The following is a 24,058-nucleotide window of genomic DNA, read 5'->3' as shown; positions in this document are numbered from 1 at the left end:
CAAAAATAAATACACATAAGGGAAAACAAGCATTTTGTTCTATTAATAGAGCATAGTAGCCAGTTATGCCTTATTAATGAAACAAGACGTGCAAACCACAGCGGCAGAGTTGCCCTATCGGACTTTTGCACGGCGCAGTGGCCTACTGAACGGGCATCTATGTGTAAAAAATCTCGCGTTCATTACACAGACTTACAATTTTGGCTAATAATCTATCAACAGACATAAATATGTCATTTCTATCCCGTACTTTTAGCCACGGAGAGCTACGGAGAACGATTTATGTTTAGCTTAGACGCCATTCTGCAAGATCTTGCCCCGCATCGCCATACGCCACCCTGGCAGAAAACGGTTTTGCGTTCTCTGCTATTTGAAAATGAAATGCAGCAATTTGCCCGGCGTTATCCGCATTTGAAAGGATTGGATCTGGTCGAACAGATTCTTGATTACTTCAACTTCAATTGTGAAATGGTCGAGGGGGATTTAGAAAATATCCCCAGTCAGGGGCCGGTGGTACTGGTTGCCAACCACCCGATTGGCTCACTGGACGGTTTGGCGCTACTGCGCACCGTCGCCAGCGTCAGGCCCGATGTCCGCATCGTCGCCAGCCAGCTCCTCTCTTATGTCGCCCCGCTCAAAAATCTGTTTTTTTCCGTCGATAACTTCAATAACCGTACCAAACGCCAGCAAATCAGCGCTATTCAGCAGCATCTGGAAGGCGACGGCGCGATCATCGTGTTCCCGGCTGGTGAGGTTTCACGCGCCAGCCTGCAAGGGATCCGTGATGGTCACTGGCACAACGGGTTTATCCGCATGGCAAGCAAAGCCCGTGCGCCCGTGGTGCCTATCCATATCGGCGGACGCAACAGCGCGCTGTTCTACCTCTCTTCCATGGTTTATCGCCCGCTGTCCACCCTCCTGCTGGTCAGAGAAATGTTTGGCCAGCGCGGACAAACCCTCAAACTGCGTATCGGTGCCAGAATTCCTTATGCATCCTGGAGTCAGGGCGAATGGAACGCCAACGATCTGGCGGCCCGCTTCCGGCGACACGTTTATCGGTTAGGGCAAGGAAAGCCAGGTTGCTTTGCCGGTGAGAAACCCATCGCGCTGGCCGAAGACCGCGTGCTGTTGAAGCGTGCACTTTCAACGTGTGAAACGCTGGGCACCACGCCGGATGGCAAGATAGTCTATCTGTATCGGCGCGGTGAAGAGGATTACGTGCCGCTATTGCGTGAACTCGGACGCCTGCGGGAAATTGCCTTTCGCGCCGTGGGCGAAGGCTCCGGTCAGCGTCGCGATCTGGACAGCTATGACGATGACTATCTGCACCTGATCCTGTGGGATGATCGTGAGCTGGAGATTGTCGGTGCCTATCGCTTTGTCTCGACGGCAAACTTGATCGCAGAAAAAGGGAAAAGCGGCCTCTATAGCCACAGTCTATTCCAGTACGGCGACGAAATGGACCCGATACTGGCATCAGGTATTGAGCTAGGACGCAGTTTTATTCAACCCAAATACTGGGGTAAACGCGGGCTGGATTATCTCTGGCTGGGTATTGGTGCCTATCTGGCGCGCTATCCAGAACACCGCTATCTGTTCGGTCCGGTATCGCTTTCCGGCACCTTACCACCTCATGCACGCGATTTGCTGGTTGCTTTTTATCGTCTGCACTTCGCGCCCTGTCAGTCGCTGGCAACGTCACGCCGCCCTTATCCGGCCTCGCTGCCTGACGTGCTGAAGCAATTTGAAGGAACGGACTACCAGCAGGATCTCACGCGATTGAAAAGTATGCTCAGCAACATGGGGTGCGCCATTCCAACGCTCTACAAACAGTATTCAGAGCTGTGTGAACCGGGAGGCGTGCGGTTTATCGACTTTGGCATCGATCCCGATTTCAATAACTGCATCGACGGCTTGGTGCTTGTCGACCTGCAACAGTTGAAAACATCACGCTATCAGCGCTATATCGCCCCTTTTGTCGGCGATAACGTCTCTTAAGTGACCGGTGCGTTAGCGTCTTAAGGGCTAACGCGCCAATCGCTTCAGAACCGAGATACGCGGAGCAACCACGGGGCAAATTTTACCGGCGGGAACCTCATCCCCATTTTCTCCTAAAAATAGGCTTAAGTAGCCAGCGTTACCACTTCCCTTCACCTCTCTCATCCCCGTTAGCCAATGTCGTAATAACCCATATTTTGTCTCTCAGATCACACATTTAATACGAAATCCCTCTCACCGTAATTTACGTGATCAACCAAACGCTTTTTTTGCCGATATTAAAGATATTCTTATCTACAGATTTTTAAATCCGGGAGTCGACGATGTATCCCGAAAATAAGAAACATAGCAATAAAGCCCTGTCATTGCTTGTATCAATTACGATAACGAGCCCCCTCCGTTATGCCTTCGTAGCATGTCAAAAAATTAAGGATGTTTATGAATATGCTGAACAGAATCAAACTCGGTAACATGCTGGGTATGGGATTTACTCTGGTTATCATCATCAGTTTGCTGGTCGCATTTTTCGGACGGTTCCAACTGGTTGGGCTGGGTAACGACATCAACCGGCTTTCCGGCACCACATTAGCCAACATGCTGCTCATTCAGGAGGTTAAAGCCGGTTTTGATGCCAACGCCCGCCTTATCCGCAACATTGCACTGAGCACCGACCCTGAAAAAATTCGACAGGAAAAACAGTTCGTTGACGAACAAATCGCCCGCAATACCGCCAATCTGAAAAAGCTCGGGCAGCAGTTAGATACCGAAGGCACTGGCACGCTGCTGAAACAGTTTCAGGACACGCGACCACCATACCTTGCGGCCTTTTTGAAAGCCATGGAGCTGGTGCAATCTACCGATCCACAACAGCGCCAGCAGGGTAACACCATTATTCTTAACGAGATGCAGACCGCACAAAACGCACTGTTCAAAGTGCTGGATGCGATGACAGCCTCACAGCAGCAGGATACCAATGAGATTGTCAGCCGTGCGCAGCATAATGCGCAATCCGGCAGCGTCATCATGCTGATCCTCGCCCTTGCTGCCACCGCGATGGCCGCGGTCGTAGCATGGCTGATCACCCGTACATTGAAAAAGCAGTTAGGCGGTGAACCGCTGTATGCAACCCTCGTTGCCCGGCATGTCGCTGAGGGCGATCTGTCCGTCGATATCGACATAAAACCGGGCGACCACAGTAGCCTGTTAGCTACCATGCACCACATGAGTAATAGTCTGGGAGATATCGTCGAACAGGTGCGGCAAAGCAGTGAAGCGATCGCTTCCGGCTCCAGCCAGATCGCTGCTGGCAGTGAAAACCTTAGCCAACGCACAGAAGAGCAAGCTGCCAGTTTGCAGCAAACCGCCGCATCGATGGAGCAGATGAGTCAGGCGATTCGTCAGAATGCGGATACCGTGCGTAACGCCACCCGCCTCGCTAGCCAAACCAGCGAAACGGCAACGAAGGGCGGCGAGGCCATTAGTGATATCGTCGTGACGATGAAAGAGATCTCCGACAGTTCGCATAAAATTCGGGATATCATCAGCGTGATTGACGGTATCGCCTTCCAGACCAATATTCTGGCGTTGAATGCGGCAGTTGAAGCCGCCCGCGCTGGCGAACAGGGTCGTGGCTTTGCCGTCGTCGCCGGAGAAGTTCGTTCGCTGGCACAGCGCTCCGCCTCTGCCGCTAAAGAGATTGCGGTACTAATCAATACCAGCGTCGAAAAAGTCGAAGCAGGCAACCGTCTGGTCGAAGAAACGGGTAGTACCATTGATGAGCTAGTCAGTCAGGCACGCAACGCCGCAACGTTAATCGGCGAGATCGGGACAACTACGCAGGAGCAGGAATCCGGCATTGCGCAAATTCATGATGCCGTCAACCAACTCGATCAGGTCACACAGCAGAACGCAACGCTGGTTGAAGAATCTGCCAGTGCAGCAACCAGCCTGCGCGAACAGTCATCCCATCTGGTGACACTCATGAACCATTTCCACCTGCGGAACATGCCAGTAGCCCGCCCAGCGCCGATGACAAAGACCGCACAACCGACTCGCTTAGTGCTAGCCCCCGTCGGTAACACACAGGATAACTGGGAAAAATTCTAGCGTCTCTGCCCTACCACCCTGGTGCCACGATATCGGCATCAGGGTGGCAATGACGTCAATCTTTCCGCTGATAAATACCATTTATGGAAACAAATCTGTTCTTAAGGAAACCTTAATGTCAAAAAATGGCACTTTTTGGAAACTTATCTTTTTTTAGAAACATAGTCCCGGCGCGGCTGCCCGGTGTAAATTTGACGCGGGCGATAGATGCTGATGTCCTGCTGCTTGTGCATTTCATCCCAATGCGCGATCCAACCGATCGTCCTCCCTACGGTGGAAATGACCGTAAACATTGACGGCGGCAGCCCCATCGCCTTCAGGATGACCGAGGTATAGAAATCGACGCTCGGATAAAGTTTATTCTCCAGAAAATAGGCGTCGGTCATGGCGATATGTTCCAGCTCCATCGCCACCTGCAACAGGCTGTCTTCCGTACCCAATTCACCCAGCACCTCATAACAGGTTTTACGCAGAATCGCCGCACGCGGATCGAAGTGCTGGTAGACCGAGTTACCGAATCCCATCAGACGGAATGAATCACAGCGGTCTTTCGCACGCCGTACAAATTCAGGCACGCGATCGACCGTTTTAATCTCTTCCAACATGCGCATGCAGGCTTCGTTCGCTCCTCCGTGCAGTGGCCCCCACATCGACGCCAGCCCGGCCGCAATGCAGGCAAACGGGTTCGCACCGGAAGAGCCAGACGCTCTGACCGCCATCGTAGACGGACATTGACCATGATCGGCATGCAGGATCAGGATGCGGTTCATCGCCCGTTCCAGCACCGGATTGACTTCATACTTTTCCGCCGGTACTGAAAACAACATGTGCAGGAAGTTGCCGGTATAGGAGAGGGAATTACGCGGATAAACAGAAGGCTGTTCGATGGAATATTTGTAGCACATCGCCGCCAACGTCGGCATTTTCGACAGCAGCCGCACGGCTGCTAGCTCACGATGATCTGCGTTATGGATGTCCAATACATCGTGATAGAACGCGGCCAGTGCCCCCACCACCGCACACATCAGCGCCATCGGATGGGAATCACGGCGAAAGCCGCTGAACATCCGGGTAATTTGCTCATGAACCAGCGTATGTCGGGTAATGTTATTGGCAAATTCTGCATACGCCTCCGGCGAAGGCACGTCGCCATGCAGCAGAATGTAACAGACTTCAGTAAAGTCGCACTGCTCGGCAAGCTGTTCGACAGGGAATCCCCGATGCAGTAACACGCTATTCACTGCATCAATATAGGTAATCGCCGACTCGCATCCTGCCGTATTGGCAAAGCCGGGATCATAACTGCATAGCCCGTGTTCACCGAGTGGGCGAATATCCACCGCTTCTTTCCCCAATACGCCGGCGCGCATTTCCAGCGTAATACTCGCCTGCCCTTCTGCCGTCAACGTGGATGTTCTGACTGTCATAAACTTTTCCCCTGCCCGAATGATAATGATGTGCCCGTTCGCTCTCACGGCCTTCTGGATAGGCAATACCGTGCTACACATCCTGATTACAACGACACTCAATTTACAGCGAAACAAGCCACCGTATGTCATACGCTAAAATCGTAAGTAGGTTGCAAGAATCTGACGGAATATTGATTTAGGTAAAGATTGTGGCGCTGAACAGGGCGAGATCCTTCGCGTTTGTCCAGATAGCAGCATCTGACATTTTGCACGTTCAATCCGTATAACGACCCTTACTTGTTCAATTCACTGACTTGTGACGATTGATATCAGACCCATGAATGATTCATTGAGCTATACCATCAAGGAGCCGCGCGGCCTGAGGGCGTTGTTATAGGCAGGCCAATTGGTGGAATAAATTACCTGCATTCTGCGAAATGACGTAGCAAAGAAAAAACTTAACTTTATACCCCAGAGTTAAATAGCACGAACATCTACATGATTATTTTATATTTTCAATGAAGAATGCCCTCTGTTTTTATCTACTGATATCATTCTTATGTTATTACAAACAAAATAAAAACATAACATTCACGCCATTAACATCTCCAATACAATTTATTTTCTGTTTGTTTGTGAGCCGTTTCATTATTTTAAATAATTAAATAATGTATGGTTTAACGGAAATTAAATTGAACAAATGGATATCATGAAAGATAAATATAGATTACATGAATTTCTTGATGTCGATCGTTTACAGACCCTTCAGGATAATTTCAGTAAATCAATGATGATCGCACTTGTGATCGTGGATCAGGAAGGCGTTCCCGTGACGCGTCCCAGCGGCTTTTCGGATTTTTGTGCACGTTCCCGCATGAACGAAACGCTGGCGCGCCATTGTTACGATAGCGATAGCGCGGGAGGCGAAGCAGCAATGCGTGCCGGAGAGCCGGTCGTGTATCGCTGTTACTGCGGTTTCGTGGAGTTTGCTGTGCCGATAATGATTAATAATCATTACCTTGGTGCATTTATTTCAGGCCAGGTTAAGGTTGAAGAAGAGAAAGAGAAAAGTATTCCCTACATTCTGGACGATAACCATCTATGGCAAGAAAACCCCTGGCTGATCAATTTGCATGAAAACACGCAGCACATGCCCTACGAGCGATTTGAATCCACCGCCTATACACTTCTCCATGTCGCTTCATATCTGGTTGAACAGGCTCACGCCAATAATATTCAGCGTGAGCTTCGCCATAAGGAGCAGGAGCTAACCAGTGCATTACGCAAACGTGTTGAGATTGAGCGATCTTTACATGAAGCAGAATTTAAGGCGCTTTCATACCAAATCAACCCACATTTTTTATTTAACGTACTAAATACCATTGGTCGCCTGGCGTTTTTAGAAGATTCCAAGCGTACCGAAACTATGGTTCATGATTTTTCCGATATGATGCGCTATTTATTGCGCAAGAATAATAATGGTCTTATTACGCTTGGCCAGGAGATTAATTATGTAAATTGTTATATGTCAATTCAAAAAGTGAGAATGAACGATCGTTTTGATTATACTTTTGATATTTCTGATAAATATAATGATATCGTTTGCCCATTTTTAATACTTCAACCTTTGGTCGAAAATTTTTTCAACTATGTAGTAGAACCGCGTGATACAAAAAGTCATATTATTCTTCGCGCGACCGATGATGGAAAAGATGTCATTATTGAAGTTACGGATAACGGTGACGGAATTTCCCAGGAAGACATTGAGCACATTTTGTCAGGAAACCAGAACAGACAAAAAGGCGGCATAGGCATTAATAATATTAAAAATCGCCTTCAGTTATTATTTGGTGAAAGTTATGGGTTGAAAATAATCAGTCCTCATAAACCTATGCTAGGCACCACAATAAAAATACGATTCCCTTTAGTCACAGCCTGAGCCAGGGGTGTAGATATGTATAACATTGTTATTGTCGAAGATGAATATATTGAGTCAGAGTCGCTAAAACGCATTATTTCTCACTGTGTTGAGAACTCCGTCATTCATGAAGCGCCCACAGGAAGACAAGCCATCCAACTTATCGATCAACTGAGTCAAATCGATATGATGTTTGTCGATATCAACATCCCACTACCTAATGGCAATCAGGTTATTGAATATCTTAAGAAGAAAAATACCGCGACTAAAGTGATTGTGACGACAGCAAATGACGACTTCGATATCGTGCGCCATATGCTGAGCCTGAAAGTTGATGACTATCTGTTAAAACCAGTGAAGCAAAGTATTTTGAACGACACCATTCGTAAAACGTTATTGGTAGATGAAGAAGCCGCCGCCGCCACGCGTGAACAACGCCAAAATATTAGCGATCTCATGAGTCGTTGTGATTATCCTGCCTGGCATACTTTTTTATTCAGTATTCTTGACGCTGCCTGCACTGGACAAGTATTCGGTGACGATCGCTCGAAAACAATGACTGATTTATTGGAATTGGTGCAACAACATCTCGCAGGCATGGGGGATAAATATGCAGTATGTCGCAATAATGTCGCTACCGTTATTCAGGACATTCACCAGCAAGGGTTGCCAGCAAGCCATTACTGGCGCGTAATGAATGGATTATTAAGTATGAGTGAGGGTATTTTTGAACAGGTATTTAAAAACACCTGTGGGAATATGGATTTTGTCGATCGCGCAAAATTTCATATCGAAAAGAATATTCTTAGCAACCTGACACTGGATGATATCGCGGCAAAATCCTTCGTCAGCCCATGTTATTTGAGCCGGGCATTCAAAAAGAGTATGGGAACGGGGTTCTCAAGCTATATTACCAGCCGTAAAATTAGCATGGCGAAATCACTTCTACAGTTCAGTGATTTAAAAGTGAACACTATTGCACTGGAACTGTCCTGGCAGGATGCGAACTATTTTTGCCGAATCTTCAAGAAAGAGGCCGGTATTTCCCCTTCAGATTACCGCCGCATTGTTTCGCCAGAGGCATGCTGATTTATCCGATATTTTTGCGCTTGCGCTTGCCGTGAGCGCAAAAAAGTCCGCCATTCAGGCAAGATAGTTTACTCTCGCCAACGGAGCAAGCCGCTAAAATGAGACATCCTTTTTCTAAAGCGGCACCGCGATGGACGAATACCTCTTTACCTCCGAATCGGTTGCCGAAGGGCATCCAGATAAAATGGCGGATCAGATTTCTGACGCCATCCTTGATGCTTACCTGCTAAAAGATCCCTGGGCTAAAGTCGCCTGTGAATGTCTGGTAAAAACAGGTGCGGTTATTCTTGCCGGTGAGATCGCTTCCTGCGCACAGGTCGACATCGAACAGGTTGTACGCTCCACCGTAAAATCAATGGGTTATGACCACTCATCAAAAGGGTTTGATGCCACAACCTGTGCGGTTTTTAGTATGTTGGGTAAGCAATCTCATGATATCGCCAAAGGGATCCGTGCGAGCGACCCAGAATCACTCGGTGCAGGAGATCAGGGGATCACGTTTGGCTATGCCTGCGATGAAACACCGCAACTGATGCCGGCCCCCATACTGTATGCACATCGGCTGATGGAACGACAGGCGCTGTTGCGTAAAACAGGCCTACTCAATGGATTATTGCCGGATGCCAAAAGTCAGATCACGTTGCAGTATCGCAATGGCTTGGTTCAGCACGTCGATACCCTTGTTATCTCAACACAGCATCGTGAGGATATTTCGCTCACAACGCTACGTGAAGCCGTTATTGAAGAGATTGTTAAACCCGTTATCCCGGCTCGTTGGCTGACATCAAACACGCGTTTATTGATTAACCCCGCTGGCGCGTTTATTCATGGTGGACCACTCGCTGATTGTGGCCTCACCGGACGAAAAATCATTGTCGATACTTACGGCGGCGCAGCTTGTCATGGTGGAGGGGCGTTTTCTGGTAAAGATCCCTCTAAAGTCGATCGCTCGGCGGCTTATGCCGCGCGCTATGTAGCAAAGAATATTGTCGCGGCAGGTCTGGCAGCACGTTGCGAAGTTCAATTTGCCTGGGCTATTGGGTTTTCCCGACCCGTTTCTATCCGCATTAATACCTTTGGCACATCTCGGTTGGGACAGGACCATCTGGAAAAATTGGTCACACACCATTTCGACCTGAGCGTTTACGGCATGATCAAGCAACTCGATTTACTCGCGCCACGCTATCGTCAGACAGCTTGCTACGGCCATTTTGGCCGGGAAATATTCCCATGGGAATTAACCGATAAAGCCACTCAGCTTCGCGATGATGCGACGGGTCTGGCATCAATTCCCTCTTTACCCCATTGATTTGAAAACAACAGGAGAAGGTTATGTCCGGGCAGAGTTTAGGCTTAATTGAAACCGTGGGCTTAGCGGTGGCTATAGAAGCCGCCGATGCCGCAATGAAATCGGCTAATGTCGAACTGGTCGGATACGAGCTGACGAAAGGCGGCGGATTGGTGACAGTGAAGCTAGCAGGTGAAGTCGGCGCAATGAATGCGGCCGTCGCCGCAGGTGTCGCCGCCGCTCACCGGATTGGTAGCGTCTATGCCTGGAAAGTCATTGCGCGTACAGCAACAGGCATTCATCGTCTGATTGCATCCGAGGAAACCAATGGCGTCGATCCGCAAGATTCCGCAATACCGTCTTCTGAAAAGGAAGCGCCAGTTGCTGAACATAAAGAGGACGTGATTCCGACTGTCAACATCGAACCTGAGGTATTAACCGCTGATTGTACAGATCGGGACAACCACGTTGCTACGGATACACCGGCCCATACTCAGCCTTCAATAGAAAGCGAATCGACGCAGAACGGGAACAGTGCAGCGCCCAAGATATCGCCTGAAAGTGTTGCGCAAGACAATAAGAAATCGGCACGAGCTCGCGCTAAAAACCCGCGGGGGTAACGATATCGTATAGTGACTAAGCCATCTACGGGTGGTTTTTTTACGTCTGTACGACTGAATGAGATGCCGGCGGCAGTTCAGTTGCAAGAGAGTATTTGGTGACAAAAGAGAGTTTGTTGGAAGCGGTCGGAGGGAGATGAGATAAAAACTCCGCCGCAAGCATGTTGATGCGGCGGAGTTTTACCGATGACAATCAGGTTGCAGTATTATTTACCGCTTGCTTGTGCATAAGGCAGATAACGCCCGATACCATAGCGATAAATGGCCGCACCAAGGAGCCCACCGATCACTGGTGCAATCAGAGGGACAAGAAAGTAGGGAATGTCTCTGCCGCCGGTCATTGCTACCGATCCCCAGCCGTTTAGCCAGGTGAAAAGTTTCGGGCCGAAGTCGCGGGCGGGATTCATGGCAAACCCCGTCAACGGCGCAGTCGCAGCACCGATTACTGCAATAAGCAGACCAATCAGCAATGGGGCAAGCGGCCCTCTGGGAACGCCGTTACCGTCATCGGTCAAGGCCATAATGAGCCCAACGAGCATCGAGGTGATGACAATTTCCACAAGTGCGGCCAGCCAAATGCTAATACTCGATGCCGGATAAGTAGAAAAGATGCTGGCCAAAAACAGGCTATCCTGACTACCGCGTACCATCTGGTGAGCTTGTTCATACTCAGCAAACATATTGTGGTAAAGCAAATAGGTGAGTGCGGCACCGCAAAATGCGCCCGCTAGCTGCGCCAGAATATAAGGCACGACTTTTTTGGCATCAAAGTGGGCAAATATCCACAGCGAGATCGTCACGGCAGGGTTAAGGTGCGCGCCGGATATGCCAGCCGTCAGATAGACCGCGAGAGCGATACCTAAACCCCATACTATACATATTTCCCAAAGGCCAAAGCTGGCACCAGCGAGTTTTGCCGCGCAGATTACGCTAGTGCCGAAGAACATAAACAATCCGGTACCAAGAAACTCTGCAATACATGGCCCTTTTAATGATTCATTCATGATATTTTCCTATATTAAGCGATGTTATAACTTTCACCGTTTAATTGATTGTGAGTACAAAAGAAGAATAAAAATCGATAAAATATATATTGTTATTTTGATGCTAATTAACCACCAATGTGACAATGAAATCCCATTGATTCGACGATTTTTTTCAGACTTTCCATTTTATCTTCTGGATGTGATTTCGCATCGCCCATTGGGTAAATTCTGCCTAGCAAATCATATTTATTTTCCCCGAAGGTATGATATGGCAGAAGGTGAATAGTATCGACGCCAGACATTAGTCGAGCAAATTCAGCAATACTACGGATTTCATCCGGGTTATCATTTACCCCCGGAATGACGGGAATACGCACGATAACGTTAGTGATAAAAGAAATACGGATCAGATTTTCAAGAATTCGACTATTATTGACCCCAGTATTTTCTTCATGAACCATTGGGTTAATGGCTTTAATATCCGTAAGCGCCAGATCGACCCACGGAAAGACATCTTCAACCACCTCTTTAGTTGTAAAGCCAGTGGTTTCAATAGCAGTGTGCCACCCTTTCTCTTTACAGGCTTTTAATAGCTCGCGAGCAAACTCCGGTTGCGCCAACGGTTCGCCACCCGATAAGGTAATTCCCCCGCCTGAGCGACGAAATAAGTTTTCCTCCTTCTGTAGCTCACGCACCACCTCACCGACGGACATACGCTTGCCTTTCATCTCCAGCGCCTGGGTCGGACAAACGTGAGTACAATCACCACACTGAATGCACCGTTCACGATCGATGAAAAAAGGATTATTGGGGGAGAGCGCATGCTGTTTGCAGACATCCACGCATTTTCCACAGCGTATACAATCATTTTTTTTATAAATCAGTTCAGGCTGTGGGCGCTGTGACTCAGGATTACTGCACCACTTGCAGGCCAACGGACAACCTTTAAAAAAAGGGATTGTCCTGATGCCGGGACCATCATGTAAGGAATAGCGTTGAATATTGAATAAAACGCCTTCGGTATCGTATTCGACTCTCTTCATAACATCACTCGTCAAAAAAGCGACCATCAGGCAATAGCACATCAGCCGCTAAAATCGGGCCTGAGAAAGGGCCATGCGTACCAACATGGCCCTGACAAGCAAGGAAAAATCAGAAGTGCTGCTCGGTACGACTAATGATGTCGTCCTGAACCTCTTTGGCTAATACCACAAACTGGGCGCTATACCCCGCCACACGGACCACCAGATCCTGGTGCTGCTGCGGGTTTTTCTGTGCTTCCAACAAGGTGTTACGATCGATCACGTTGAATTGCACGTGCATGCCTTTCTTATCGAAATAGCTACGAACCAGACCGCCAAAGTTACGTAACCCTTTTTCCCCGGCCAAAGAGGAAGGCAGGAATTTCTGGTTGTATAACGTACCGTTGGAAGCGATGAAGTGATCCAGCTTCGCAACAGAGTTCGCGGCGGCGGTTGGGCCAAGGGTATCTTTACCCTGACGTGGCGATACGCCGTCAGCCAGAGGCTCTTTCGCCAAGCGACCGTCCGGCAGTGCGCTCACGTCTTTCCCAAACAGCACGTTTGCCGATACCGGGTAGATGCCAGCCTGGAAGCGGCCACCGCGTGGGTTAGTGTATTTTTCCACTTCCTGGCAGTAGATCAGAGCACAATTGCGGGCCACCAAATCCACGTCATCGATGTCATTACCGAAACACGGTGTATTTTCCAAAATATGACGAATCTCTTCATAGCGGGCGTTGCCCGTAGACGGAGCAGTGCTGCCGCTGGAGAGCTGACGGTAAACTTCATTTTTAATCGCTGCCGGGTTGAGCGTCCCGTGTTGATCGATAATGCGTTTGACCACATCGTAAATATCCTGCTCACCGAGAGAGGATTTCGCTGTTGCATGATGTGAAGTGCCGCCAACGGGATAGCCAAAGTTAGCATCAAGCGCGTTTTTCAGTTCCTGAAGCGTCATCCGACGGTCTTCGAATACCTGTTTCTGAATGGCATAAACAGAGTCGCCAGTATCCGCCACGCCGAATGCCTGCGGGCCAGTAAAGTTGTAAATGGCACCACCTTCCTGAAGCGATTTGCCACGACCAATACAATCATCCACGAGCGCGGAAAGGAATGGCAGAGGGCAACGTTCACCATGGGCGATATCAACGCTGTTACACGCTTCAACCAGTTGGTGAACAAAGTGAGCCATCTGTTTTTTGAAGGCGGTATAGAAATCATCCATGCCGGTGTACTGCGTCATCTCACCCGTTACCGGGCCTAGCTGCTTGTCCCCGGCACGACCATTATTGAGGGTGATTTCCAGTACCTTCGCCACGTTGAAGAAAGCGGCATCGTGCCAGCCTTCAGTGCGATGCGGTGACTGAGGCTCCACACAGCCGATGATGCAATAATCACGCGCATCACGCAGTGATACACCACGGTTTTGCAGTGCCGGAATGATCACTTCATCGTTATACATGGCAGGTACGCCGAGACCCAGACGTGTCAACTCACAAGCGCGATAGAGGAATTCATCTGGCGTGCCCTGCCAAACACGAATAGAGAAGGACGGCTGCGGCAGGCGCACATGCGCGGTCGCTTCCATACACATATAAGTCAATGGGTTGGTGGCGTCGCGACCATCTTCAGTCTGCCCACCCACACACAGGTTCTGGAACACGGCATAACCAGCAAAAGCCTGAGCAGACACTTCATCGCGGGTTTTGTTGATATCGTTAAGTTTGATCCAGCAGCAGTCAACCAATTCCTGAGCAAATTCCGTGCTGATCGATTTATCCGCCGCCAGATATGGATACATATACTGGTCAAAACGCCCTGGGGAGATGGAGTGACCACTGGATTCAATCTGTAACATGCTCTGGATAAACCAGAATGTCTGGCACGCTTCCCAGAACGAGGTTGCGCCATATTCCGGTACACGGGTACAGTTTTGGGCAATGTGTTCCAGTTCACGCTGACGAGTTGGATCGCGCTCTTCGCTGGCAAGCCGGGACGCTTCCTGAGCATAACGATGCGCAAAATTGATTGCAGCCTGATAGCTCAGAATAACGGCGTGATAGAACTGCTCTTTTTTGATGTAATCCGGTTCGCTGCGATCAAGGTTCTCCAATGCGCGAGTGACTTCATTGATGATGCCGCGAAAACCGATTTTCAGCACTTTGCCATAGTCAACGCTGACATGGCCTACACCGCCAAAGAAATAGTTACCTACGGTGAAAACACCGCTACCCATACTCTCTTTTGTCCCTTCAGACATATAGGAAGAGGCCAACGAGCTGGTGGTTTTACCCGGCCAATATTTAAACGCCTGATGCAGTTCATCTGCCGTTTTCTTCGGAATAATAAACGGGTCGGCAACACGATGCTCCATGGTGTCGAACTCATTCTCCACCCAATCATAAGAAAATTCAGGGCAGATTTCCGTGGAGCGCGGATTAATAGTCACTGCACCAACAATTAATTCATCTGGGCGAATCGTGACAGGCAATTCATTGAATATTTTCTCAACGACTTTTGCCCGACGCATAATAGCGGGAAGATGTTCATTCTCTTTATAAGCCTCAGTCGCCAACACGGCACGTTCAGACTCTACATAAGGTTTGGCATGCAGAATCATATTTTTGAGTCTTACAACACGATCGGTCGGATTAAGAAAGCCTTTCTCTAACATACAATAACTCCCGAAATGATAGTAGCGTGATTGTTCAACCACACTTGAATTGTTTAACCTGACGGCAGTGCCGGGTACACTAGTGAATAATGCTGGTGCCTATTAAACTAATAAATTGACGTAATATTGCCGGATGTCCCATCCAGGTTGCGGCGGTGACCAGATTGCCATCTTGTATGGCCTCGTCATCGGCGGCGGTAATCCACTTTCCTCCTGCCATTTCAATCTCAGGTTTTAAAGTGAAATATCCCGTCAGTTTCTTTCCTTTTAATATGCCTGCCGCGACCAGAATCTGAGGGCCATGACAAATTGCCGCAATAGGTAATGTAAAATTATTCGCATAGTGAATAATGTTCAGTACTGATTTATTCAGGCGTAAATATTCTGGTGCTCGACCACCAGCAATATATACACCACCGTACTCTTGCATCCTGACTTCATCAAAAGATGCGGTTAATCGAAATAAATGACCGGGTTTCTCGGTATAAGTTTGGTCGCCTTCAAAATCATGAATCGCGGTCTTAATATATTCCCCAGTACGTTTTCCCGGGCAAACTACATCAACTCTGAAACCTAACATGCTTAATGCCTGCCATGGCACCATGACTTCATAGTCTTCAGAGAAATCGCCTGCAAGCATCAGAATTCTTTTCATAAGCGAACTCTCAGAATGTACTAGCATCATCCTCAATAATGCGCATGGCTTCATTCACTGCGGCAACCTCGCCGAATATGGCCAGCGTCGTGATATGTTGCGGGCAACTGCCAAAGATTTCCGATACCGCAACATGTGCACTTTTACTGGCCTGATCGGCGTAAAAATACAGATCCGGTACCGGCAACATAATCAACCCGATAGCGTCGATACGTACCATTTCCAGACGGTTGCGCGACTCGGAAGGCATACGCCGTTTCAGCATGGCCAGCGTTTCCAGCGTCGGCGCGTTGATGATACGTTTTTTCATCTCAGGGTTACCCGTCCTGCTAATATCAGCGAATATTGAGCGCTTCGACCATCACGCACCGACGGTTTCTGGCAAACGTGCGCGCGGAGGTCAGCCCTTCCCCGGTTGGCCCGGCGATAGTAAACGTGGCATGACCTTCACCACCCACACCAATTCCGGCGTATGAGGGACCATTTTTCACAAAAATAGTCGTCTGAATAAGACGCGCCATCTTGGTGAGTTTTTCAACATTAGTGGAGTGCATCATGGCGGTATGACGATTGCCATGCTCTACCTTCACCGCTAGCTCGATCGCTTCATCGACATTTTCTACCCGAACCACTGGCAGAATCGGCATCATTAGTTCATGCACGACGAAAGGATGGTCACGCTCGGCTTCAATCAGAATCACCTTAATCTCTTCCGGCACGTTGATACCAATCTGCTGCAAAATGAAGCGGGCATTTTTACCCACGAACGCGGTGTTCGGGCCTGTACCTTTTTCATTAAGCACGAGCGATTGCAATTGCTGGATATGCTGTTTATCGCATAGCAGCCAGGCTCCGCTTTTCTTCATGCAATGAATAAGGTAATCAGCCACTTCGTTAACGACAATGACCTCTTTTTCCGCCACGCAAGGTAGGTTGTTGTCGAAACTACAGCCGTTAATGATATCCCGGGCAGCTTTCTCGACATTCGCAGTTTCATCCACCACGGCGGGGGGATTGCCTGCACCGGCACCAATGGCTTTCTTACCGGACGACATCACCGTTTTCACAATGGCTGGGCCACCTGTCGCGACCAGCATATTGACGCGAGGATCGTTGATTAACGCGTTAGTGTTATCAATCGACGGTTTAGTCACGGTCACGACCAGATTGGCTGGCGCACCCAGCCGAGCCAGTTGCTGGTTGATCAACGCAACACAGTGCAGTGATACATTACGTGAGCGTGGATGAGGGCTGAACACCGCGGTGTTGCCTGCCGCTAGCATGCCGATGGAGTTGTTGATAATGGTTTCCGTCGGGTTAGTGGTCGGCGTGATCGAACCAATGACGCCATAGGCGGAGTATTCCATCAGCGTCAGGCCACCATCACCACTCAATGCGCTCGTTGCTAAATCTTCAACGCCTGGCGTTTTTTGTGCAGCAACGCGGTTTTTTACCAATTTATCGGCATAGTTACCCATGCCGGTCTCTTCCACCGCCATTCTGGAAATGGCCTGCAATACCTCTTCCTGCAGGAAAAGTTGGCGAATACCATCAACAAAACGGGTACGATCCTGCATTGAGCAGTGGCGATACTGGATTTGCGCATGTTGTGCTGCGGCAATCGCCTCATCCATCGTCGCAAAAGCGCCATTTCCCGATGTTTGGTCGGCAGCAGGTTCGGCACCCGCTCGTCTTGCCAGCGCACTGGCGACAATCGCTTCAATGTTGTCGCGATCAGGCGCTGGAGTTGCAGAAGGGCCGCTGTGCTCTTGTGCTTCTGGCGTTGTTTTGGTGTATTTACTCAAGGCACGGGAAACGGCCTGAGTAATTTCAAGATCGTTCATGCTTTACATTCCTTACTTCACATCGCTTCACACACGTTGCCGCTCGCCATCAAATGTACGGTGTCGTTGTCGATTTGATTGGTGCCGGATCCAGAGTAGCCAGCAGTTTCTTACCGACCTCTCTTGCCGAAATAACCGCTTGACGAACGGCGCCAGAATCACCAGAAAAAGTGAAAATCACTTCGTTACTAAAACTGGTGCCGTGTGCAGGACTGGCATAGCCCACTGGCTCGATCACAGCCGCTTTTGCAGCAGCATCGGCGACAACCACACCAATCGCGGCAGGAGAAGCACAAGTCATTCCGAAGGATTTACCCACTGGTGCGCCTAGCGCTTTATTGAGGGCATAGCTGGCGCGAGCGGTGTACTGGAATTCCAGATGACCTGCCGGCGAACCGTAGACATCCCCCATCGTTCGCTCAATTTCACCCAGAGCGACTTCAACCGCACGGCGAACATCTGACACATCGGATGCACCAAAAATGATTAAACACCCATGTCCACCACCACCTTCGGTATCACGAGCCAGCTCAATAGAAAGAATTTCGCTGTTCGTGGCTTTAATAGCTTCATCCGCCGCGAAAATATGTGGGCCGGCACCGGTACGCGCGCCAAGAATACCGATTGAGCGATATTTCTTGTCGATATTCATGATTTCATGCAACTGATGATCGACATTGGCAATAACCAGCCCAATAGTATGTCCCAGAGCTGTACCAACAAATTCCGTTAAACCACAACCAATAACGCTGTTTACGGTTTTGTTATTTTCGCTCACATCAGCCTGTTTATTCATTACTTCAGATATAATCTGTTCAACAAGATTATCTCTCATGGTCAGTATCCTCTGGCTTTATTAACTGACAGCTTTCGGCAGAATTTTTTCCACTTCAATATGCGGGCGTGGAATGACATGTACGGATACCAGTTCGCCGACTTTACCCGCAGCGGCAGAGCCAGCATCGGTTGCGGCTTTTACTGCACCAACATCGCCGCGTACCATAACCGTCACTAATCCAGAACCAATTTTTTCATAACCCACCAACATTACGTTTGCGGATTTAACCATGGTGTCTGCGGCTTCAATTGCGGAAACCAGACCTTTTGTTTCAACCATTCCTAATGCTTCTTGTTGCATAATGACCTCTATATTTCCAGGTAAGAGTAAAAGTCAGTAATGAATTACCCACATCGAAGGTGAATTCATGTACCTAATAAATTCATGCACTATGATGTTATTGCGCTAAGGACAAAATGTTTTGCCCGTCAGAGAGACTTTCTTGTTTTTCGGTATAACCCCAGACAATAAAATCCTCCCTACATGCACCTCGTTGCACCTGATTCAGGAGGCCACCTCAAATGTGGCAGAAAGCATGGCAGCATCTTGCGCAATCATCTTTTCTTCATTGGTTGGGATCACCGCCACAATCGGTGAGCCAGGGAGCGAGATCACTCCGTCTCGACCCGCAAAAATTTGCGCGTTCTTCTTCACATCAATATGTACGCCAAACACCGCCAGTTTTTGGGCTGTGAGTTCACGCACCAGCGCAGAGTTTTCACCGATGCCACCGGTAAAAATGAGTGCATCAAATCGATGCAATGAGGCGAGGTGAGCCCCAAGGTGGCGAGCAAGACGGTGAACCATCACGTCGATGGCAAGCGTGGCGCGCGCGTCGCCATTGCTACGAGCGTCCTGCAAGGTACGACAATCGCTGGATAGGCCGGACAAACCGAACAAACCAGACTCGTTATTCACCATTTTGTACAGTGATTCGAGCGTCTGCCCAGTGCAACGGGCGATATAGGCCGCTGCGCCGAAATCCAGATCGCCACAGCGCGTTCCCATCACCAGCCCCTCAAGTGGAGTCATCCCCATTGAGGTATCCACGCTTTCGCCGTTTTTTACCGCACATACCGAAGAACCGTTGCCAAGATGGGCGATAAGAATGCCATGATCGGTTGGGTTGAGTTTCAGTCTGGTAACCGCTTCTGCGGCAATAAACCGGTGGGATGTCCCGTGAAAACCATATCGCCTAACCTGATGGTGCTGCTGATACTCAAGTGGAATGGCGTAAGTGTAGGCTTCTGGTGGCAACGTCTGATGAAACGCGGTATCGAACACCGCAACCTGCGGCAGCGCGGGTAACAGCGACATCGCCGCTTCAATACCGACCACATTGGCAGGATTGTGTAAAGGGGCCAGAGTGGAGAGCTCCCGAATACGCGCAATCACCTCTGGTGTGAGCAACACGGACTGTTTGAAATCACTGCCGCCATGCGCGACACGATGGCCGATGGCACACAGGCGCGGCAGTAGCATCCGTTCATCAAGTGTTGCGAAGAGCGTATTCAGTGCGCTGTTGTGGCTAGGTTCAGTAAGTAATGTGGTCGTTTTATTACCCACCGCGTCTTTAAACGTAATGCAAGCCTCTTCCAATCCTAACTTTTCCGCCAGTCCAGACAGCAACGGGGCATCTTCATTGAGTGGGATGACTGAAAACTTGAGTGACGATGAACCACAGTTAATAACCAGAACCAGTGAAGCTAACGACATGATGACCCCTGCCTATCTCTTTTTTAGAAAAACGATTCATTAAATGGTGTGAGTGGGAATTGCTCACGACTGAAACGTGCGAGGGCGGCGCTGGCGATCGCAATATCCTCTTCGACGCTACCGCCGCTTATACCGATAGCCCCTAGCAGCACCCCGCCTGACCAGCAGGGCAATCCACCGCCAAAGCAACAAATGCCAGGTTCATTTTGCAAACCGTAAAGGCTGGATCCGGGCTGTACTTTTTCCGCGAGTGTGTGGGTCGGCATTTTCAACGCCACGGCACTCCAGGCCTTTTGTCCCGCGAGCGTATGGCTAATGAGTAATGCGTTATCCATGCTAAAGAAGTAGCGCTGCTGGCCGCTGGCATCCACCAGACTGAAAACGATGGGGACATTGGCATCTTCCGCCGCTTCGCTGGCATATTTTGCCAACAGCGCGGCATTCGCCAGACTTAAGGAGAGGCGGCGTGGCAATAACTGCCGCGAAATCGCCTCATTGATACGGCAATCCAGTTCAGTATTCAGTTCATGGTGCATCGCTTTTCCTCACGTAGGAATTACCGATCATTGAGATCGAGCGAATCAACAATACCGACGACGGCGGCATCAATGACGGAGTGTTCTTTGCTGGTGCTCATACGCGCGGAGCTACCCGTGGTCACAATCACCGTTTCGCCATTGCCTGCACCAACAAAATCTACAGCCACCTGTGCCGTGCCTGTGGGCTGATAGTATTCATCCAGACGGGCGACAATCAGCAATTTTGCACCATTGAGCGAAGCGTGTTTGGTGGTCGACACCAACGCACCGGTTACCTTTGCCAGATACATGTTTCCTCCAGGTGGCTCTGAACGATGACGATTCCGCGATCCCGGATTTCATCACGGGCGGAAGGGGTAATTAGCGTGCGGTTCCCGATATGCAACACCTGTCCACTCGGGTATTGGCGTACATCGCTGAGTGTTACCAATTGCTTGTGGGGACTCGCTGATAGAGTTTGTTTCGTGCTTGTACGGTGTTGGCCGATCACGGTGAAACCATATTCCACAAGCGTATTGGTATAATTCGCAAGGCGCGCCTGTAATGCTTGCGGTAACGGGTTATCAACGTCAGGCCGACATTCGGCATTGAGCGTGACAATAACGGCCTTATTCACGCTCAGCGCCTGAAAAACCCAGCGGCACACCAGATTATCGCGGATACCCAATGCGATTTTGCTCAGGCTGTTGCTGGAGAGCGCTGGTAAATAGAGGCTGCTGTAGGCGTCCTCCGTTTGATGTGGCTCCCGGCTGTCGCACAACACGTCAATACCACGCCGTGCGAGTCCTTCCAGGCAGGCGGTGTGTAATGACGATTGCATGGCGCTATGAGAAAACACCATCACGAGCAAATAGCCACTACGATCCAGAGCCGCAAGGCAATCCAGAGTGGTCGGTAGCGTCGTGAGATCTTCACCGCTCAACACCACACGCATCACCCTATTGCGTGTTTGTAAACGCTGTTTCCGTTGCGCTAAGACATCATCAATAATGGTATCAAGCAGGTGCGAGAATCGTTGCGAGTCCATAGTTTCCCTTCTCAGCAGCGGCGCATGACAACGCTAAGCGCACCCTGACAGGCAGCCAAATCATGTAACCGACAGATTGCAGGGCTTTTAGCCATAATGGCATTCCGTCAGTACGCGTTTTATGCAATCACCGTTACGTAAGCCAAAGCCGTTTGCTTCTTCCACATCAATATGCATTTCCAAAACAGCATCAGTACTTACGCGAACCACAACGTGGCTAAGAATTCCACCACGATGCCCTTCAATGCCGACGTCGATTTCCATACCATCGCGCAGGCCATATCTCTCCGCTTCTGCCGGTGAAATATGAATATGCCGCCAGGCAACAATGACGCCATCCGTTTTAGTCACCCGCCCATAGGGACCGATGATGTCGATGCCAGGGGAATCCTGTAGGTCGCCAGACATTCTGATCGGTGCTTTTACGCCAAGAACAAAACCGTCAGAAACGGAGATTTCAATTTGAGTCGCGCTGCGTAGTGGCCCCAGTACCCGTACTTTAGTTAACTCACCCTTTGGCCCACGCAGGGTTACCGTCTCTTCAGCAGCATATTGACCGGGTTGCTTTACCGCTTTCATTCGGGTGAGCGTGGAGCCGTAGCCAAACAATACGTCCATGTCTTCCCGGCTCAGATGCACATGACGGTTAGAGATACCAATAGGAATTTCCAACGCTGGAGGCGATGGCGGGACGTCAACAAACGAGGTGCTACGGGCTGCAAGCTCCTGAAGAATCTGCTGGGTAATCAATTCGGCTTGCTGTTGGTTGTAATTCATAACGTCAACGACCTGAAAGTAATGGATGGAGCAATAGGTAGAATATTCAGTCCTGGATTAGGCTTTTTGCCGTCACGCAGGACTTTTTTGACCGTCCTTTTATCAAAGGACAAACTTGTCCAGATTTATCCGACAATCTCTGTCAGCAACTGGTCTATATCTACGGCGTTTGGTTTACAGGGATTCGATGCGGTGCAGCCGTCCGCTAACGCAGCGGCGATTAGCGGTTGACGTAAGGATTCGAAATCAGTGAGATCTTTGCCCAACTCCCGCAGCGTGGCAGGAATGCCAAAATAGCGATTCATATCGCGAATACTGTTTATTAACGCGTTCAGAGCGTGTTCCGCAGTGGTGGACGGCAGGCCCATGATGGCGGCACACTTCTGGTAACGTGCCATCACGTGAGGAGCGTGACAGGCGTTGTAGGCAATAACCAGGGGCAGCAGCATCGCATTAATTTTGCCATGCGGTATGTGTAACATGCCGCCAATGGCATGCGCCATGCCGTGTACCAACCCCAGACCTGCGGAGTTAAACGCCATTCCAGCCATACAGGACGCGTTGTGCATATGGGTTCGCGCCTGGATATTTGTTTCATCCTGGAAAACATGCGGGAGGTATTGCCAGGTGAGTGCAATCGCTTTTTCTGCCAATGCGTCGCTAAAATCATTTGCGCCAGATGAGACCAACGCTTCGATAGCGTGTGTCAGCACATCCATACCCGTATCAACCGCGACCTGACGGGGAACAGACAGCACTAAATGCGGGTCGAGAATGGCATAATCTGGAACGAGTTCGTCTGCAATCAGGGGATATTTTCGGCCATTCTTCGGATCGGAGATAATGGCGTAGGAGGTAACTTCGGAGCCAGAACCGCTCGTGGTAGGAATGGCAATAAGCTCAATCGCGTGACCGGGAAAATACTCTTCCAAAGCAACCTTAATCCCTTTCGCGGCATCAAGCGAAGAACCGCCACCCAGCGCAATAATGACGTCTGGCTTGAATGTTTTAAATTGTGTCGCCCCTGCCAGCAGGATCTCAACGCTCGGATCGGGTTTTACGTCACTGAAAATAGACACGCAAGCCTGTGGCATTTCCTTAATGAGATAGCGAGTTTTACCCGATTTGGCCATAAAATCGTCAGTAACAATCCCGACCTTTTTATGGTTCAACCGACGCAACGCGCCAATGGCTTCCTCGCCAAAATAGACTTTCGGAATAGAAAAAAAATAGCTCGCCATCTCTCGACTACCTTATCCCTTAATACAAGTTACCGGCATACACGCACCGGCCATGAAAAGAGATCTCATGGTGTCATGGTGTAACGAAGAAGAGTCTGGCTATGATTGTGCAGCGTCAGGATTATGTTGCTGTCGTATACCAATATTGACAAGAAAGTACAGCCGCCAGTAAACAGCTCAATAAAAGAAGGTTGTACGGAACAACACGGGATCATCGGCGTTTCCAGATGGCAGCGGCTGGCATTTTGCCCGCTCAATCCGTATAACTGTCCTCACTTGTTTAATTCACGACTTATTTACTCCACTACTTT

At 49.5% G+C, this 24,058-nt stretch carries 21 protein-coding genes; 6 read left to right on the top strand and 15 right to left on the bottom strand.

Annotated elements, in window-relative coordinates; genetic code table 11:
* Positions 1 to 282: 282 nt before the first annotated feature.
* Together olsF and A8F97_RS21080 are read left to right on the top strand one after the other, a co-directional pair.
* Positions 283 to 1,998 (top strand): bifunctional ornithine lipid synthase OlsF, encoded by a 1,716-nt coding sequence (gene olsF, locus A8F97_RS21085; protein ID WP_025919627.1) that lies wholly within the window; start codon positions 283 to 285, stop codon positions 1,996 to 1,998.
* A gap of 438 nt (positions 1,999 to 2,436) precedes the next feature.
* Positions 2,437 to 4,104 carry a methyl-accepting chemotaxis protein gene (locus A8F97_RS21080; protein WP_014701694.1) on the top strand — a complete coding sequence of 556 codons (1,668 nt, stop codon included), beginning with the start codon at positions 2,437 to 2,439 and terminating at the stop codon, positions 4,102 to 4,104.
* Positions 4,105 to 4,247: 143 nt separating this feature from the next.
* Here the strand turns inward: A8F97_RS21080 and A8F97_RS21075 are convergent, their stop codons facing one another.
* Positions 4,248 to 5,531 carry a citrate synthase gene (locus A8F97_RS21075; protein WP_033072227.1) on the bottom strand — a complete coding sequence of 428 codons (1,284 nt, stop codon included), beginning with the start codon at positions 5,529 to 5,531 and terminating at the stop codon, positions 4,248 to 4,250.
* A 691-nt stretch (positions 5,532 to 6,222) separates the two neighbouring features.
* Here A8F97_RS21075 and A8F97_RS21070 point away from each other — a divergent pair.
* The 4 genes from A8F97_RS21070 to A8F97_RS25000 all read left to right on the top strand — a co-directional run bounded on the left by A8F97_RS21070 (position 6,223) and on the right by A8F97_RS25000 (position 10,428).
* Positions 6,223 to 7,452, top strand: coding sequence for a sensor histidine kinase (locus A8F97_RS21070; protein ID WP_025919629.1), 1,230 nt, complete (start codon positions 6,223 to 6,225; stop codon positions 7,450 to 7,452).
* A gap of 15 nt (positions 7,453 to 7,467) precedes the next feature.
* On the top strand, positions 7,468 to 8,520 hold the full coding sequence (locus tag A8F97_RS21065) for an AraC family transcriptional regulator (RefSeq protein WP_033072228.1): 1,053 nt from the start codon (positions 7,468 to 7,470) through the stop codon (positions 8,518 to 8,520).
* A gap of 130 nt (positions 8,521 to 8,650) precedes the next feature.
* Positions 8,651 to 9,829: a methionine adenosyltransferase gene (gene metK / locus A8F97_RS21060; RefSeq protein ID WP_033072229.1), complete on the top strand. Its 1,179-nt coding sequence runs from the start codon at positions 8,651 to 8,653 to the stop codon at positions 9,827 to 9,829.
* 23 nt (positions 9,830 to 9,852) lie between these two features.
* Positions 9,853 to 10,428 carry a BMC domain-containing protein gene (locus A8F97_RS25000; RefSeq protein ID WP_033072230.1) on the top strand — a complete coding sequence of 192 codons (576 nt, stop codon included), beginning with the start codon at positions 9,853 to 9,855 and terminating at the stop codon, positions 10,426 to 10,428.
* Positions 10,429 to 10,634: 206 nt separating this feature from the next.
* On the opposite strand, the gene A8F97_RS21050 is transcribed toward A8F97_RS25000, so the two are convergent.
* From A8F97_RS21050 to A8F97_RS20985, 14 genes are all read right to left on the bottom strand, one after another.
* Positions 10,635 to 11,432, bottom strand: a complete 798-nt coding sequence (locus A8F97_RS21050) for an MIP/aquaporin family protein (protein ID WP_025919631.1) — start codon at positions 11,430 to 11,432, stop codon at positions 10,635 to 10,637.
* Between the two features lie 107 nt (positions 11,433 to 11,539).
* Positions 11,540 to 12,457, bottom strand: coding sequence for a glycyl-radical enzyme activating protein (locus A8F97_RS21045; protein WP_005969393.1), 918 nt, complete (start codon positions 12,455 to 12,457; stop codon positions 11,540 to 11,542).
* A gap of 109 nt (positions 12,458 to 12,566) precedes the next feature.
* The gene (gene grpM / locus A8F97_RS21040) at positions 12,567 to 15,110 is read right to left on the bottom strand and encodes a glycyl radical diol dehydratase GrpM (protein WP_014701701.1); all 2,544 of its coding nucleotides are present in this window, start codon (positions 15,108 to 15,110) and stop codon (positions 12,567 to 12,569) included.
* 79 nt (positions 15,111 to 15,189) lie between these two features.
* A complete protein-coding gene (locus tag A8F97_RS21035; protein WP_014701702.1) occupies positions 15,190 to 15,765 on the bottom strand; it encodes a DJ-1/PfpI family protein in 576 nt (191 codons plus the stop codon).
* A gap of 10 nt (positions 15,766 to 15,775) precedes the next feature.
* Positions 15,776 to 16,075, bottom strand: coding sequence for a BMC domain-containing protein (locus A8F97_RS21030; protein ID WP_014701703.1), 300 nt, complete (start codon positions 16,073 to 16,075; stop codon positions 15,776 to 15,778).
* A 25-nt stretch (positions 16,076 to 16,100) separates the two neighbouring features.
* A complete protein-coding gene (locus tag A8F97_RS21025; protein WP_014701704.1) occupies positions 16,101 to 17,609 on the bottom strand; it encodes an aldehyde dehydrogenase family protein in 1,509 nt (502 codons plus the stop codon).
* 49 nt (positions 17,610 to 17,658) lie between these two features.
* A complete protein-coding gene (pduB, locus tag A8F97_RS21020) occupies positions 17,659 to 18,444 on the bottom strand; it encodes a propanediol utilization microcompartment protein PduB (RefSeq protein ID WP_014701705.1) in 786 nt (261 codons plus the stop codon).
* 21 nt (positions 18,445 to 18,465) lie between these two features.
* Positions 18,466 to 18,747, bottom strand: coding sequence for a propanediol utilization system shell hexameric protein GrpH (gene grpH, locus A8F97_RS21015; protein WP_005969382.1), 282 nt, complete (start codon positions 18,745 to 18,747; stop codon positions 18,466 to 18,468).
* A 204-nt stretch (positions 18,748 to 18,951) separates the two neighbouring features.
* Positions 18,952 to 20,163 (bottom strand): propionate kinase, encoded by a 1,212-nt coding sequence (gene tdcD, locus A8F97_RS21010; protein ID WP_033072231.1) that lies wholly within the window; start codon positions 20,161 to 20,163, stop codon positions 18,952 to 18,954.
* 23 nt (positions 20,164 to 20,186) lie between these two features.
* Positions 20,187 to 20,699 carry a GlcG/HbpS family heme-binding protein gene (locus tag A8F97_RS21005; protein ID WP_014701707.1) on the bottom strand — a complete coding sequence of 171 codons (513 nt, stop codon included), beginning with the start codon at positions 20,697 to 20,699 and terminating at the stop codon, positions 20,187 to 20,189.
* Between the two features lie 20 nt (positions 20,700 to 20,719).
* The gene (locus A8F97_RS21000; protein ID WP_005969376.1) at positions 20,720 to 20,992 is read right to left on the bottom strand and encodes a EutN/CcmL family microcompartment protein; all 273 of its coding nucleotides are present in this window, start codon (positions 20,990 to 20,992) and stop codon (positions 20,720 to 20,722) included.
* Positions 20,974 to 21,729, bottom strand: a complete 756-nt coding sequence (locus tag A8F97_RS20995) for a flavoprotein (protein ID WP_033072232.1) — start codon at positions 21,727 to 21,729, stop codon at positions 20,974 to 20,976. Before A8F97_RS20995 ends, A8F97_RS21000 begins: the two co-directional genes overlap by 19 nt.
* Before the next feature lie 87 nt (positions 21,730 to 21,816).
* The gene (gene pduL, locus A8F97_RS20990; protein WP_014701709.1) at positions 21,817 to 22,506 is read right to left on the bottom strand and encodes a phosphate propanoyltransferase; all 690 of its coding nucleotides are present in this window, start codon (positions 22,504 to 22,506) and stop codon (positions 21,817 to 21,819) included.
* A 125-nt stretch (positions 22,507 to 22,631) separates the two neighbouring features.
* A complete protein-coding gene (locus A8F97_RS20985) occupies positions 22,632 to 23,747 on the bottom strand; it encodes a 1-propanol dehydrogenase PduQ (RefSeq protein ID WP_015731371.1) in 1,116 nt (371 codons plus the stop codon).
* Positions 23,748 to 24,058: the final 311 nt, after the last annotated feature.

Origin of the sequence: Pectobacterium parmentieri (assembly GCF_001742145.1) — a bacterium.
Lineage (GTDB): Bacteria > Pseudomonadota > Gammaproteobacteria > Enterobacterales > Enterobacteriaceae > Pectobacterium > Pectobacterium parmentieri.
This window is presented reverse-complemented; position numbering and strand designations above follow the sequence as displayed.